The 15727-nt window shown below is 44.1% G+C and carries 13 protein-coding genes and 1 pseudogene; 12 read left to right on the forward strand and 2 right to left on the reverse strand.

The window, feature by feature from the left end; translation table 11 throughout:
* Positions 1-144: 144 nt before the first annotated feature.
* Positions 145-873, reverse strand: a complete 729-nt coding sequence (locus tag JQM82_RS09950) for a hypothetical protein (protein ID WP_235250091.1) — start codon at positions 871-873, stop codon at positions 145-147.
* A gap of 155 nt (positions 874-1028) precedes the next feature.
* A complete protein-coding gene (locus tag JQM82_RS09955) occupies positions 1029-1349 on the reverse strand; it encodes a helix-turn-helix domain-containing protein (protein ID WP_235250093.1) in 321 nt (106 codons plus the stop codon).
* A 533-nt stretch (positions 1350-1882) separates the two neighbouring features.
* Between JQM82_RS09955 and JQM82_RS09960 the strand changes: the two genes are divergently transcribed.
* From JQM82_RS09960 to JQM82_RS10015, 12 genes and pseudogenes are all read left to right on the forward strand, one after another.
* A complete protein-coding gene (locus JQM82_RS09960; protein WP_154323324.1) occupies positions 1883-2206 on the forward strand; it encodes a fimbrial protein in 324 nt (107 codons plus the stop codon).
* A gap of 21 nt (positions 2207-2227) precedes the next feature.
* Positions 2228-2938 carry a hypothetical protein gene (locus JQM82_RS09965; RefSeq protein ID WP_235250095.1) on the forward strand — a complete coding sequence of 237 codons (711 nt, stop codon included), beginning with the start codon at positions 2228-2230 and terminating at the stop codon, positions 2936-2938.
* Positions 2939-2953: 15 nt separating this feature from the next.
* On the forward strand, positions 2954-3874 hold the full coding sequence (locus JQM82_RS09970; protein ID WP_235250097.1) for a hypothetical protein: 921 nt from the start codon (positions 2954-2956) through the stop codon (positions 3872-3874).
* Positions 3875-5659 carry a lysozyme family protein gene (locus tag JQM82_RS09975; RefSeq protein WP_331472859.1) on the forward strand — a complete coding sequence of 595 codons (1785 nt, stop codon included), beginning with the start codon at positions 3875-3877 and terminating at the stop codon, positions 5657-5659.
* 10 nt (positions 5660-5669) lie between these two features.
* Entirely contained in the window at positions 5670-6269 is a 600-nt protein-coding gene (locus JQM82_RS09980; RefSeq protein ID WP_235250099.1) for a DUF5038 domain-containing protein, read from the forward strand.
* Positions 6266-9490 carry an ATP-binding protein gene (locus JQM82_RS09985; RefSeq protein WP_235250102.1) on the forward strand — a complete coding sequence of 1075 codons (3225 nt, stop codon included), beginning with the start codon at positions 6266-6268 and terminating at the stop codon, positions 9488-9490. Before JQM82_RS09980 ends, JQM82_RS09985 begins: the two co-directional genes overlap by 4 nt.
* A 57-nt stretch (positions 9491-9547) precedes the next feature.
* Positions 9548-12823, forward strand: a complete 3276-nt coding sequence (locus tag JQM82_RS09990) for a VaFE repeat-containing surface-anchored protein (protein ID WP_235250103.1) — start codon at positions 9548-9550, stop codon at positions 12821-12823.
* 55 nt (positions 12824-12878) lie between these two features.
* Positions 12879-13241, forward strand: a complete 363-nt coding sequence (locus JQM82_RS09995; RefSeq protein ID WP_235250106.1) for a hypothetical protein — start codon at positions 12879-12881, stop codon at positions 13239-13241.
* A gap of 496 nt (positions 13242-13737) precedes the next feature.
* Positions 13738-14148, forward strand: a complete 411-nt coding sequence (locus JQM82_RS10000) for a zinc-finger-containing protein (protein WP_235250115.1) — start codon at positions 13738-13740, stop codon at positions 14146-14148.
* A 14-nt stretch (positions 14149-14162) separates the two neighbouring features.
* Positions 14163-14744: a sigma-70 family RNA polymerase sigma factor gene (locus tag JQM82_RS10005; protein ID WP_235250108.1), complete on the forward strand. Its 582-nt coding sequence runs from the start codon at positions 14163-14165 to the stop codon at positions 14742-14744.
* Positions 14745-14762: 18 nt separating this feature from the next.
* Entirely contained in the window at positions 14763-15449 is a 687-nt protein-coding gene (locus tag JQM82_RS10010; protein WP_235250110.1) for a cell division protein, read from the forward strand.
* Positions 15450-15459: 10 nt separating this feature from the next.
* Positions 15460-15727 (forward strand): annotated as a pseudogene (locus JQM82_RS10015) (hypothetical protein); the annotation flags it as partial.

The raw sequence follows: 15727 nt of genomic DNA on the forward strand, positions 1-15727 counted from the left end.
CTGCAGGATATTCTTTTAAATACTTTTCTGTAAGCTTCCTTATAAATTCAACTTGTTCACTATTCATACCTAAATTATTATAAAAGCAAAATTGAATTTTCGTTTCATGTATATCATCTACTAATGTATCTTTATACCATGTTATCATTCCAAAATCCTCTTTTTCCCATTCTCTTCCAAAACCGGAGCATAAACTGCCGTAACCTTCAGTTCCTCTTCCTTGCTGTCATCAATCTCCACATAATAATCTCCCACATAATATGAACTATAATTGCCCTGCAGAGAATACAGCTCCAGCGTATTAAAATCCACAAGGCACAAATCTCTTGGTTCCCACGATTCATCCTCTGGTCCGTAAGTCTCCATCACTTCCATCAATTTATCCAGGCAGTCCTGGCAAAGATGTTTCCGGATAAATTTCATATCCAGTGTACTATTCTCACCGTAACTTACGGTTACCTTTGAAATTCCCCTATCAGAATTCGGGCTTGCATGAAAAAAGCATCCTCCCTCTCCGGTTCCAGTATATGTCGTATTAATGTGTCCTTGTGGGCCTGTCAAATTACCTGCATCATCATGATTCCGTATCTTCATATCCAATACATACCATTTATTCACACAGATGATCCCAAGATCGTCATATTTACGAAACAGCCCCATCAGACTGCGGTTATCATTCCCACACAAGTAACAATGATCCAGATCCTTAAGTTTACTCTTTACTGGTTTCGGTGTCTTTCGATCCCACGGCACATATTCTTCCTGGAGCTCAGTCTCACTGCTTTGCCTATGACCTTCTACTTCTTTTCCAATTCCAATGCCTGCCATCAGACTTACTACGCATACTGTGATAATTATTCCAATTTTCTTCATACTGCCTCCACGCTTTAGAATTAGTCAATTAACTCTATCAGCGTTAGTATAGCAGATATGAAAATGTATTTCATCATATAACACATGAATTATAAATATTCACGCACTATATTACATCTTTAAAATTTTTAAAAGGTCCACGCCCATACGCAAAACTATTTTCCCGCTTCTTCAATCATCACTTCCAACACACGAAGAATCTTGTTTCGCTCCTTTGCCGGCAAATGTTTCATCTTTTCTTCCAATTGCGTACATCTCGTTTTTGTTCCTACTTCCAGCACATCCATCAGGATTTCATCTGCTGATACATTCAATGCATTAATAATTCTTACAAAAGTATCCAACCTTGGTGTCTTCACATCCCGCTCTATGGCACTTAAATAATTACAGCTCAAATCAACCATCTCTGCCAGCTGTTCCTGCTTCAGTCCGGCAGCTTCCCTGCTTTTTTGAATCCTTTTCCCTATCCCTTGCATATTATCTTCTCCTAATCACACTAATTCTTACAGCGTTACAATCGTACTTTTAGTATATTTGCCAAGGATTCTTCCATACAGTATCTGATAGAGTTTCACTAACTCTAGTGGTGTTGAATTAATGCACTTTTGATGTCATGGCACAGTTATGGCTCTTTCACGACCTAAACTGGCACGGTTCTGCGATGTACAGGTAAATATAAACATGCTAAAATTGATATTGTCAAAATTATATGCAGGAATTGCGCAGCGGTACCGGAGTCATTGCCTCTCCCTTTTGGTACTGGCTGCGTTTTTTCTTGCAGGAGGTGAATTAGATTTACAATTTTATACTGTATTTGCATCAGGCAGCCTGTATTGACCGGGCTGCTTTTTTGCTGCCGGATAAACTGGCATGAGGCACTAAGAAACTATAAGCATCGGGGCAGGGTGGATATTCCATACTGCCCTTTTCATATGAAGGAGGTTTAACTTACGTGAGAAAACATACAGTCAAAGAAAACCCGCCGAATGAAAAGCGTCGTCCTGACTACATGCGGATTATTTACACAGCATCCCTGCTGCTCACGCTTCTGGCATGCAATATTCAGCCGGTCTTGGCAGCTAACATGTGGGACAAAGCAAATGAAATCATGAAAGATGTCTACAACCAGATCATCCTGATTTCTACCATAGCTGCTGTTGTAACGGCATCTGTGGCTCTTTTAATGATGAACTTTTCCAAATCGGGAAAAACCGTGGACGAATCCCGTGCATGGCTCAAACGTATCGTCATCACCTGGGCAATCTTAAACGGTCTTGGCTTCATCATGGCTTACATCACACCGTTCTTTGCCGGAGGTAAATGGAATGGCTAAGCCAGGAAAGGAGGTGCCTAAATGGGAATCTTAGATGGAATCGTGGAATGGATTGCAGAGCAGGTCATGAACATTCTGGATCTTATTACCACTTCAGTCTTAGGTGCTCTGGGTTGCTCCATGGATACCTTTTTAAGATATTTCCCCGCAGCCGAGAGCATGTATCAGGTATTTCTGGCCCTGGCCATAGGTCTGATCCTACTGAACTGGGTCTGGCAGTTATTTAAAAATTACTTTGCTGGTGCCGGAATTGAGGCAGAAGATCCACTGAAATTATCCATGCGCTCTTTCATCTTCCTGTTCCTTACTTTCTATGCAAAAGATATCGTAGATCTTTTACTTGACATTGCAGGAACACCATATAGCTGGATTCTGACAGAAGATCTGCCTCCGCTAAAATTCGCAGACTTTAACTCCGTTATCACTGTTATCCTCGGTGTCTGTGCCAATGGAGCTGTTGCGATTACTGCACTGATCCTGGTACTGATTCTGGCATGGAATTACATCAAACTACTGTTTGAAGCGGCAGAACGTTACATTCTTCTCGGCGTTCTTGTTTATACAGCCCCAGTCGCTTTCGCAATGGGCTCTTCTCAGGCAACCGGTAATATTTTCAAGAGTTGGTGTCGGATGCTTGGTGGACAATTTTTCCTACTGCTGATGAATGCTTGGTGTCTGCGCCTGTTTACATCTATGGTTGGTACTTTTCTGGCCAATCCATTATCTATCTAACAAAAGGAGGAACACATGAAACATAAGAAAAAAATTATATTATTGCTGACACTTACTGCCTGCATGGTCTTATTCTGTTCCTTCCCGGTCTTCGCGGCAGAACTTACGGAAGCAGAAGTGGAACAGGCAGTGGCAAACCAGGGAAAGGAAGCCGTTACCGGTAATATATTCATCTGGTTTCTCTGCGCAATCGCATTTTTAAAAGTCAGCCAAAAAATCGATTCCTTCATGGCAAGCCTTGGCATCAATGTAGGAAACACTGGCGGAAACATGATGGCAGAGCTTTTAATCGCCGGAAGAAGCCTGTCAAGTTCAATGCATTTACGTGGCGGTGGAGGCGGATACCGGGCACCTGCTTCTCCAGGTGCAGCTGCTGTCAGTGGAAGCTTCCTGTCAGGCGGGCTGGCCGGAGCTGTCGGAAGGCAGGTGGAACGGAGTGCAGTCAATACAGCAACTGGCTACACAGAACATTCCAGCATCGGCAGTGTCATGTATCATTCTTCCTTAAACAAAGGTGGAGATTTTGCCAACAATGTGATCAGCCGCATTGCACAAGGTAACTATAGTCAGGTCGGTTCCATCAAAGGAGCAGATGCAGAAAAGGCTTATATTTCTTATATGGGAATGAAAGCAGATTCCGAACACCCTTTGCCCAATTATTCCAATATGGAAATCGGAGGCGGACGGATCACCGGAACGGAATCTACCGAATCAGGTTCCAGAGAGTTTGCTCTCTATCATGCAGACCAATATATGGCTCCCTCACAGGGTACATATGAAACTGTGCAGTCTGTAGACGGTGCCACATGGTACAAGCAGTATGCACAGGATACCGTAACTAAAACCCCTTATGATGCAGGCGGTGGAAAAGTTGCCTACCATGAATCCATCGACCAGAAACTGCCCCCGACTCCTCCAAGAAAGGATCGCATTTAATTGGCAGATCACCAGACCGGTCTGAATGAAGCAGTTCTGGTAGGCAGAGCTATGGCTTCTATTTCAGGTGCTGTAAAAGGTGCCACAGCCGGTCCCTTTGGAGCCGTTATTGGTGCTGCAATCCAGAATCGGGAAATCTTAAAAAAGGCGGTGGCTGGAATTGTTTCTCTACTTTTAATTCCAGTATTATTCATAGTCATGCTTCCGGGACTTGTCTTCGGAAATCTCTCCGAAAATACCGGAGCACTTACCAGTAACAGCAGGATCAATGAAAATATACGTGCTGCTAATGAAGCCATTGTAGAAGTCTTACAGGAATGTCACGACGAGGTACTTGCTGATGTGAATGCCGCGGCTTCTCGTGTACCGGAAAGTGATGCCGTATCCATTACGGATCCCTATGCTTACTATATCTCTGTAAATGCCAATCAGCTCATTGCCCAGTTCTGTGCAAGTAAAGACAACTATCGGGATATCAACGTTACGGAACTGAAGCGGGTCATCCGGGCGAATAAGGATGGCCTTTTTACTTATGACGTATCAACAGAGACAGTTACCATGGAAGTTACGGTGGATGCCGGTGCAGAAGGGGAAGCCGGTGAAGGAACGGATTCACAGACTCAGACGGTTACCTTTACCCGGCATAACTTTGTAATCAACTATGCCGGTGATTCTTATTTTGCAGACCATGTCTTTCATCTGAACGACAAACAGAAAAAAGTGGCAGACGCTTATGCAGAAAATCTGACCCTCTTTTTTGGTTCCTCTGCTTCCGGAGTTGCAACTGCCAATGTATCCGATGAGGTGCTTCGCTACCGGGCAACAGTAGAACGGATTGCTGCAAAATACGGAATGACTCCCTATGTGGAACTAATCCTTGCTGTGATGATGCAGGAATCCGGAGGACGTGGTCTTGATGTCATGCAGGCGGCAGAAGGTGGATTTAATAAGAAATATCCCCATGTGCCTAACGGTATTACAGATCCGGAATACAGCATCGAATGCGGAATTCAGGAACTCAAATATGCCCTGGATAAAGCCGGATGCACCGGTCCAACAGATTTTGACCGGATCAAGCTTGCTTTGCAGGGATACAATTACGGTTCCGGTTATATTGACTGGGCCATGGAACGGGACGGTGGTTATACCAAAGCAAACGCCATCGCTTATTCTGATATGATGTGTGCCCGCCCTAACTGGCCTTACTCCAGATATGGCGATAAAGAATACGTAGACCATGTACTCCGGTACTACATCATTACTTCTACAGGCGGCACCTATCCTGCAAATGGAATGCAGATACCTCATTACCTGCAGACAGATTACGGAAATATTCCATATGGCGGAGGTTCCATTGCAACCAGCGGATGTGGCCCGACCAGCTTTGCCATGGTCGCAAGTTATCTGACGGGCAAAACCATCACTCCGGTAGATGCAGTTTCCTGGTGTGGAAATTCTTACTACAAACCAGGTGTCGGCACTTACTGGTCCTACTTTGCAGCGGCAGCCAGTCATTTTGGATGCGGATCGGTCACCCAGACCAACGATCCCAATAAAGTCCTACAAGCACTGTCAGAAGGCCATCCTGTCATCAGTTCCCAAAGTGCAGGCTTATTTACCAGAGGCGGACATTTCATTGTCCTTCGTGGTGTAACGGCTTCCGGAAAGGTACTGGTTAACGATCCGAATGACAGTGCATCCAAAAACTATATCAACCGGGAATTTGATATGATGTCAGAAATTCATGCAACAGCAAGTGCATATTGGATCTTTGACAAGAAATAAAGGAGAGCTTATGAGCAGAAAAAAATTGATTCTTTCCATCCTGCTGATGATCGGCATGATCGTAGCAGGCATTGTACTGCCTGCCTTATGGAAAGCAGAAAAACAGAAAAACCATACGGCTGACCCAAATCAGCCCGCAAAAGAAATCCAAACGGAAGGAGAGGATACTGCCTCACTTCCCACATTGAAATACGTAGCCTTTGAAGAATTACAGGCATTTTTTGCAGACACCCAGATCAATGAACTAAAGCAACAATTTTCTCTGTATCTCAAAGAAACTGGGAAAACAGACATTACCTCTGTGACCTTTCTTCCAGAACAGACCACCTATCCGGAAGGAAACGACATCATGCTTACTTTTGCTTTCTCTGATAATACTACCCTTCCAGTTACCTGCAGCACCAGTACCGGTGCTTTTTTATTTGGGGAAGAAAAACTGCAAGTCAGTGAAAACATAATTACCTATGAACGTAAGACGGATCAAAAACTTCCAGCTGTTACTACAGAAGAAATAGAATCCATGCAGGAAGGCGGTTTTGCTGATACCCCAAACGATATCGAAGCAACAGAACCGGAAAAGAAAACGAATGCAAAGGAGGCGCAGCCGTGAACAACCCTGAAGAACAACAAATTGCCTTAATCCCCCGTAATTTTATTGAGCGGGGTACATTCATGGGAGGAATGTTCAAGATCCGAAATGCTATTGAAGGAGCCATTCTTGCCATCGGGATTGCAATACCTGTTGTGCATCTTCCCCTGTCCCTGACCATACGGATCATCATTTTATGTATGACATCTCTTCCAGCAGCCATGGTCGCCCTGATCGGCATCGGAGGGGAAAGTCTGACGGCTTTTCTTATGAATGCTGTCCGTTTTTTGTTTAATCGTAGAATCCTATACCGGCTGGATACCAAACCGGAGCCAAAAGGAAAACAGCGTAAATATCCTCGTCAAAAAGAACCAAAGACGAAAAAGAACCGGGAGAAAAAAGAGAAGCCATCACCTCAACCAATGGAGACAGCTACACATGATGAGGAGGTTCCCTGTAATATGCCATCTTCTTCAGAGGAAGAGATTCTACCCGATTCAAAAGTTTCTCCCACACCAGCCTCTAAAAAAAAAGAGCGTCGGCTCTATGATATATCTACAAAACGCGGCATCAAGAAGCAGGCCAGGGAAGATATCCGGATTCTGAAATTGGAAAAGAAACAACGTTTAAAAACCGAAAAACAACGGCATAAAGAAAAACTGCATCAGGATAAGCTTGCACAAAAGGAGGCAAAACGTTTGGAGAAAGCTGCGAAAAAAGAGGCACGCTCCAATAAGAAACAACCTGATCCTTCACCTTCCGTTTCCTCGAAAAAGAAAAAGCGAAAGGACATGACACTGGAAGATTATCTTCCGATTGATAAAATTGCCAACGGGATCATCTATACCACTGACCACCGATATGTTAAGATTCTGGAGATTGAACCTATCAACTTCCTTTTGCGAAGTGCAAGGGAACAGCAAGGCATCATTTACAGCTTTATCTCCTACTTAAAAATCAGCCCGGTCAAATTGCAGATTAAGATGATCTCCAAAAAGGCAGATATCAATAAACATCTGGAACAGGCAGCACTGGAACTGTCCCGTGAGACCAATCCGCACTGTCGGGAACTACAGAAGGATTACATCCAGTTCGTAAAGAAATTAAGTTCCAGAGAGGCCGTTTCAAGACGGTTCTTTCTGATTTTTGAGTATGAACCATTCAATGTAAACCGGAAAGTGGAAGAAAAAGAAATCCTTGCTGCACTGGAGACAGCCGCCCAGACGGCTAAGACATTTTTATATCAATGCGGAAATCAGGTGGTTACCCATGATAATGAAGATGAATTTACAACCGATGTCCTATACACATTATTAAACCGGACCCTTTGTACAGAAAAGCCTCTTCAGGATCGGATTGCAGATGTACTTGCACGCTATATGAAGGAAGGTCGCCAGGAAGAACTGGATCATATCCGGATTAACGAGTTCATTGCACCGGAGTCCGTAGATTTCCGGCACTCCAATTATGTGCGGATCAACGGAATTTATCATGCGTACCTGTTGGTTCCAAGCGACGGCTATAAACAGAAAGTCGCACCCGGCTGGCTGTCCTTACTGATCAACGCCGGGGAAGGCATAGATATTGATTTTTATCTGCATAAGCAGCCAAAGGATAAGCTTCAGCAGCGACTCGGACAACAGATCCGTATCAACCGTTCAAGGATCAAGGATGCATCCGATACAAACGCAGACTTTGATGATCTGGATTCTGCGATCCGCTCTGGATACTTTCTGAAGGCTGGTCTGGCAAATAACGAAGACTTTTACTATATCAATCTCCTGATCACGATTACTGCTTCTGATCTTGAGGAACTGCAGTGGCGTATTCAGGAGATGAAGAAACTATTGATTTCCCAGGATATGGATCTGCACTCCTGCTACTTCTTACAGGAACAGGGTTTCCTATCCTCCCTGCCGCTTGCAAACCTGGATAAAAAACTCTATGAACTGTCAAAACGAAATGTCCTGACTACGGGAGCTGCAAGCTGCTACCCGTTCACCAGCTACTCCATCTGTGACGACAACGGCATCTTATTCGGAGTAAATAAGCATAATAATTCACTGGTCATCGCAGATATTTTTGATTCCAAACAGTATAAAAACTCCAACATCTGTATCCTTGGATGTTCTGGTGCTGGCAAAACCTTCACCATGCAGACTATGGCACTTCGGATGCGGCGGAAGGGAATCCAGGTCTTCATCATTGCTCCTCTGAAGGGACATGAATTTTACCGGGCCTGTAAAAACGTGGGTGGAGAATTCATCCAGATCTCTCCTGCCAGTCAAAATTGTATTAACGTCATGGAGATCCGCAAAGTTGATAATTCTGTCAATGAACTGCTGGACGGACCGACACTGGATGCTTCCGCTCTGGCTTCCAAAATCCAGAGGCTCCATATCTTCTTCTCTCTCCTGATTCCTGACATGAATCATGAGGAGAAACAGCTTCTGGATGAGGCACTTATTAAAACCTATGCCAGAAAAGGGATTACGCATAAAAACGAATCCCTGATTGACCCGGATCATCCAGACCAGTATAAGGAAATGCCGATCCTTGAGGATGTCTATAATATCCTGATGGAAAGTCCGGATACCAAACGTCTGGCACATATCCTGAACCGCTTGGTCCACGGCTCTGCTTCTTCTTTCAATCAGAAGACCAACGTAGACCTAACCAATAAATATACTGTTTTGGATATCTCAGAGCTGACAGGCTCCAGTGATCTCTTAACAGTAGGTATGTTCGTTGCCTTGGATTACGTCTGGGATAAAGCGAAAGAAAACCGGACAGAGGAAAAAGCGATCTTCGTAGATGAGGTATGGCAGCTCATCGGTGCTTCCAGTAACCGTCTGGCAGCAGAATTTGTTCTGGAGATTGCCAAAATCATCCGTGCCTACTCAGGAGCCGGCATTTTTGCCACACAAGATTTAAATGATTTCTTTGCTCTGGATGATGGTAAATATGGAAAAGGTATCATCAACAACTGTAAGACCAAGATCATCCTGAACATGGAAGACGAAGAGGCACAGCGGGTAAAAAATATCCTGCATCTGTCAGAAACCGAAGTCATGAACATCACACATTTTCAAAGGGGGAATGGCCTGATCTCAACAAACAACAATAATATTACGGTGGAATTCAAAGCATCCACACTGGAAAAGGAGCTGATTACCACCGACCGGCAGGAGCTTCTGGAAATCATTGAACGCCAGAAACACAAAGAAGCAAAAGCCGGTTAACACCCGGGGCAGCGAAATCGCTGCCTTTTTCATATCTTCAAAGTAAGGAGGAGACTTATGTTAGAAAGAACAAATCAATTCATCCACCGGCTGCTCGCATTTTTGCTTGCAGTACTGGTTACTGTCGGGACCGTATTTTCCGGCGGCATGACTGTTCATGCGGCAGACGGTACCGTCAGTTTTCACGCAGGAGCGAACATTCCGTATGGAGACTACTTTACTTCCCGCATGACATTTGATGGGAACAATACCGCTTACTGTGTGGAACCACTCAAGAAAACCCCTGCTTCCGGCAGCTATTCCTATGACCTTCTGGCAAAGGATTCCCCGCTTCGGAAATCACTATATTACTTAAATGGCGGTTATGGCTATGAAAAGACCGTAAAAGACAAATATTTCAGCGGCTGGTCTGATGACAATTCCTATGTAATCGGGCATCTTGTCGTCGCCTATATTTATGCAGGGTATTCTTCTGATACCGGAGCCTTCCATGGCGCACCCCAGAATTTCATTGACAAAGCGAAAGAAGTTACTGAAGCAATCAAAAGCCTTCCTGCTCCCCCGGAAAACTTCCGAGCATTTATCATTCCCGGAAGCGGAAGCCAGACTGTTGTTGGAAGCTGGTATCAGGTTCCTTATGGTTATCTGGAAATCCGTAAATCTTCAGCCAACGCCTCTGTTTCCGATGGGAACAGTAACTATAGCTTACAGGGTGCCGAATATGGCATCTACAAAGGAGACAAACTGGTACAGACATTGACAACAGATAAGAACGGCTATGCAAAATCCGGAGAACTGGAGGAAGGTAATTACACGGTAAAAGAAACCAAAGCTTCCAAAGGATTCATCCTGGACACCAAAGCTCATAACGTCACTGTCAAATCCGAAGCAACCACGCCTGTAAATGTGACGGAAATCCCACAGAGCAATCCGATGGATCTGCTCCTTCAGAAACTGGACAAGGAATCACAGGAAGCACAGCCACAAGGATCTGCATCTCTTGCGGATGCACAGTTTACTGTTAAATTCTATACCGAACAGTCCGATCAGGATCCTTCCGCAAATGGAGCCAAACCGGCACGTACCTGGATATTTAAGACCGATGCAGAAGGAAAATCTCATTTTTCCAAAGATTATCTGGTATCTGGAGATGCGTTCTATACACAGACGGATGGAAAAACCATTTGTCTCCCGCTCGGTACAGTGACTGTTCAGGAAACAAAAGCTCCTGTCGGATATTTTGCCAATGATACTGTATTCGTACAGAAGATCACAGCCGATGGTTCCAAGGAAACCGTAAAGTGCTACAATGCTTCATCTGTCGATGAACAGATCTACCGTAGCGATCTGGAACTGGTAAAGGTATCCGATGGAGAACAAAAACGTCTTGCTGATGTTCCGTTTACCATTACCTCTGTTACAACCGGAGAAAGCCATACCATCGTGACGGACAAAAATGGGTATGCTAGTACAGCTTCCAAATGGAACAAACACACCCAGAACACCAACCGTGGAGAAACATCGGAAGATGGGGTCTGGTTCGGATCTTCCACGCCAGACGATTCCAAAGGTGCCCTTATCTATGATCAATATGTCATTGAGGAGCAGAGATGTGAATCCAATAAAGGCATGAATCTTTTAAAATTCGAAGTGACTGTATATAAAGATTCCGTTACCATTGACCTTGGAACCCTGACCGATGACCTGATTGAAATCGGCACGACAGCTCTGGATAAAGAAACAGGTACCCATATGAGCAAACCGGAAAAAGAAGTCACTCTTGTAGATACTGTCGAATATTCCGGACTAAAGAAAGGTCAGTCCTATAAGCTGGTTGGAACACTAATGGACGCCGAGACCGGTGAAGCAATTCAGATTGACGGCAAACCTGTAACTTCTGAAAAGACATTCACAGCGAAAAAATCCTCCGGTACCGTAGAAGTTTCTTTTACCTTTGATGCTTCCTCACTTTCTGGAAAAACAACTGTTGTATTCGAGGAACTGTATCAGGAAGATAAACAGCTGGCTGTCCATGCGGACCTTTCTGATGAAGACCAGCAGATTTCTTTCCCTGAGATCGGCACGCAGGCAACAGACTCTGAAACCGGTGAGCATATGGCAAATGCTGATGAGAAAGTGAAACTCATTGACACGATCCAGTATAAAGGGCTGGTTCCAAACCTTAAGTACACTGCAACGGGCACACTCATGGATGCGAAAACTGGAGAACCTGTTCTAATTAATAACAAACAGGTAACTGCCAAAACAACATTCACACCGGAAACCAGCTCAGGCACCATAGATGTAGTCTTCGAATTTGACGGCAGTTCACTGGCCGGTAAGACAACCGTTGTTTTTGAATCTGTAACACAGGATAAAAAAGAAATTGCTGTTCATGCAGATCTCGAAGATGAAGGTCAGCAGATCTTTTTCCCGGAAATTGCAACTCAGGCAAACTGCCCGGATACCAATACCCAGATGGCAGTTCCAAAGAAAGAACTGACCATTACGGATACCGTTTCCTACCATCTCATTCCAAATAAAGAGTATAAGTTAACCGGAACTTTGATGGATAAGGAATCTGGTAAGTCTCTGCAAATCGATGGAAAAGAAGTTACGTCCGAACTGACCTTCACACCAGAAGATGCGGAAGGCACTGTAGAGCTTTCTTTCACACTGGATGCCACTGCTCTCGCAGGCAAAACGATAGTAGCCTTTGAGTCTGTATCTTATCAGGACAAAGAAGTTGCTTTCCATACCCAGATTGATGATGCTCCACAGACCATCTATTTCCCGGAGATTAAGACTACCGCTAAAGATGGAAAAGACGGCGACCAGGACGTCCTTGCAGAAAAAGAAACCTCTATTATTGATACCGTTTCTTACAAGGATCTGGTAACTGGCCTTACCTACCGGGTCGTAGGTACTTTGATGGACAAGGAAACCGGTAAGGAAGTACTGATTGACGGAAAACCTGTAATATCTGAAGCAACTTTCAAACCGGAAAACTCTGAAGGCACTGTAGAAGTAACCTTTACCTTTGATGCTACTTCTCTCTCCGGACATGATGTAGTTGTTTTTGAAAAGCTCTATGTATCTACCGGTGATAAAGAAAACAAAAATGAAGTGGAACTGACGAATCACGAAGATATAAATGATAACGGCCAGACAGTGAAAATTACCGATGTACCAAAAGATACTCCGGATATCTCCACACCAGTCAAGACCGGCGATGATACCCCACTTCTTCTTTACGCAGGTATTGCTGCAGGTGCCCTTCTGCTCGCAGGTATTGCTACAGTAATCTATTTCCGGAAAAAGAAACAAAAATAATCTTTAATTTCAGTGCAGGCGGTCCATAGAGACTGCCTGCTTTTTGGTGATGAATATGGAAACAACCTATATCCAGACAGATATTAAACATGTTCGTAGATTTTTAGATGCCTGTGATGGAAACTGGCATCACTGCATCCATGTGACCTGCCCTTCCTGTAATACTTCCGGTATATGCAGGGAACCCGGATTCCTATTTCATCCGGATGCTACAGCAGAACCGCTGATTCTTCCTCTTTCCGATGCCCGGATTTTATTTTCCTGTTATCCGGAACCGGAAGAATGCATAAGCAACATATCTGTATCTGCTTTTTTATCCTTATATCGCTCTTACCTGAATATCAAAACAGCAGTCAAGTCCGACTGTCCCTGTATGGAACTCCTAAAAATGCAGGAAGAGAAAAACTATGACTGGTAAGTTGCGTTTTTACTTGTTTCTGCGTACAGAATGAATAAAGACAAGGAGGTGTGCAACATGCTTACTCTGATCATCCAAACGATTGACAAGGGCTTCACTACCCTGATTTTTATCCCTATGGTTTATATCCTGTACTGCAGATTTACTTCTTTACACAAAAAGAAAAGGCAGGCGCTCACCATCTACCGGATCTGCTTGATACTAATTGCACTGTTCCTGCTCCGATACTTTTGTAATAAGTTTATCTTCACGGCAGTTAATTACCAACGTTTTACAGACAGTGGCCTTTTTCCATTAATCAAAACCATTTTCTATCCAGAACATTCATAAAAAATGGCAGAAAGTGGTAAAAAGGGAACATTTGGGTACCTGTTTTCGTCCCTGATATATGGGAATTCATCACACTTTTACTTACAATATACGTATAGAAAACGTAATAAACTTACTAATAAAGGATAAATGTACGTATAAAAAACGTAATGCGAGGTGAATCATGATGAAGAAACAAATCATACGCTGCCCTTACTGTGGCAGCCCGGCCATTTTAAGAGATACATCTTATGTCCATGGAAAAAATGCATGGGAAGGCAAACTTTATGTATGCAGCCGCTATCCGGTCTGCAATTCCTACGTCAGCGTCCATCCCGGCACCACTCGCCCTAAAGGCACTCTGGCAAATAAATCTCTTCGTGAGAAACGGATCCGTGCACACCGAATCTTTGATCAGATCTGGAAACAGGGAATTATGTCCAAGAAAGATGCCTACCGGTGGATATCAGACAAATTTTGCCTCGACACCACACAGGCACATATCGGTAATTTCAGTGAGTACATGTGCGAACGACTTATAGAAGAATCAGAGAAAGTCCTTCGCTACAACCATGTACCACTGTGCCTTGCAGGGTAAGGAGGGTGGATGACATGAAAAATAATCCTATCCCCTACAGCCAACTCGTTGAAGAAAATATGGATCTGGTGCCACAAATGGTAAATGTCCTGACACGGAATTACTCGAATCTTTCCCAAGAAGAATATGAGGAGCTGATACAAACCAGTTACCTGGCACTGTGCAATGCAGCTTCTAAATACGATGGACACCGTCCCTTCCGACCATATGCCAGAGCTGCTGTCCGTAATGCGATCTACGGATACTGGCGTACCGTTTACCAATATAATAAACGATTCTGTTCCTTAGATGCATTGCTGGAATCCGAGGACGGTCACTCTTATGAAGGTGAGTTTCACCAGAATCGTACTTCCCTTTCCACGGAGCAGGAAGCGATACAAAACCTGTCCACTGCATACTTGAAGGAACTGGAAGCAGCAAGCAGCAATATGATACAAAAAGGAATTGCCACTCTCCGTCTGCAGCAAGACGGTTACACCGATCGAGAGCTTGCAAAACTATATCAGGTTCCTTCCAACAGGGTAAGGGCATGGCAGAGCAAGGCGAGAAAATGGCTGAAAGAAAATGAGATATTATATGAGCTATTAGCATCATAACAAGAAGGAGGCAGTTCTATGCTGACACTTTATACCGCCATCGGCACATTAAAATTTGTCAAAAATACAGATGGGAAATCCACTCCTATGGTTCTGAATAATCATCAGGAATTCGGGCTATGCGACCACGAACTGATTCTCTGGAGCTGCCTTGCCTTCCAGATTCTGCAGATACACGAACTGGAGTCTGCTTACCATGTGCGGCTTAAAAACAGTGGCAGACCGGACGGACTGGCATTTTCCCACTATCTGAACCGGCTGCTTTTGCGCGGCCTGATTGCAAAAGGAGAAGGAGTGACCGGCGTAGATGCACTCTATCAGCTGTTAGGAAAACTTCACATCCTTCCGGTTCACGAAACTTTCTCCACCCGGCTATTTACCTGTATCCAGCTCTATGTAGAAGGGAAAATCAAGCTCGGAGATTTTGGAAAATATCTGCGGAAAGAAAAAAACACGCCTATTGAGGAAACCGTCTTAAAGCTTACGAAAGCCATTCCGCTAACCACTGCGGAACTGGTGACCTGTGTAGATCAAAAGAAAGTAGCAAAGCGGGAAGATGAGTTCTTTACACAACTCTACAATGGAACGGAAGATACCTACCTGACACTGGCTGACCAGGCACAGATTCTGCATATCCAGTATCCTGTCCTGCAGGCTGTGGGCAATCTGTATCTTAATAAACAAATTTCATTCCAACGATTTTGAAAGGAGTATTATGCCAAAACCATTATTATCCAAGCTGGTTGCCCAGGCGGCAATCGGCTTTTTTTGTGTACTATTCGGATGCATCATCGGGCTGCAGACAAAAGATAAAATCCTTCTCATTATGAGCCTCGTGATCGGTGCATGCTGCCTAATTCGATGCATCAGCCTGCATCATCTCATCCATTCCGGTTCCTACCTGACAGTGGAAGGATACTGCAGCAAACGGGAAGTTTCTGCCTTTAAGAAAACACAGCAAATTCATCTTATCGGAACCGATG

The sequence above is a fragment of the Faecalicatena contorta genome (genome assembly GCF_021531995.1).
GTDB lineage: Bacteria > Bacillota > Clostridia > Lachnospirales > Lachnospiraceae > Dorea_A > Dorea_A contorta_A.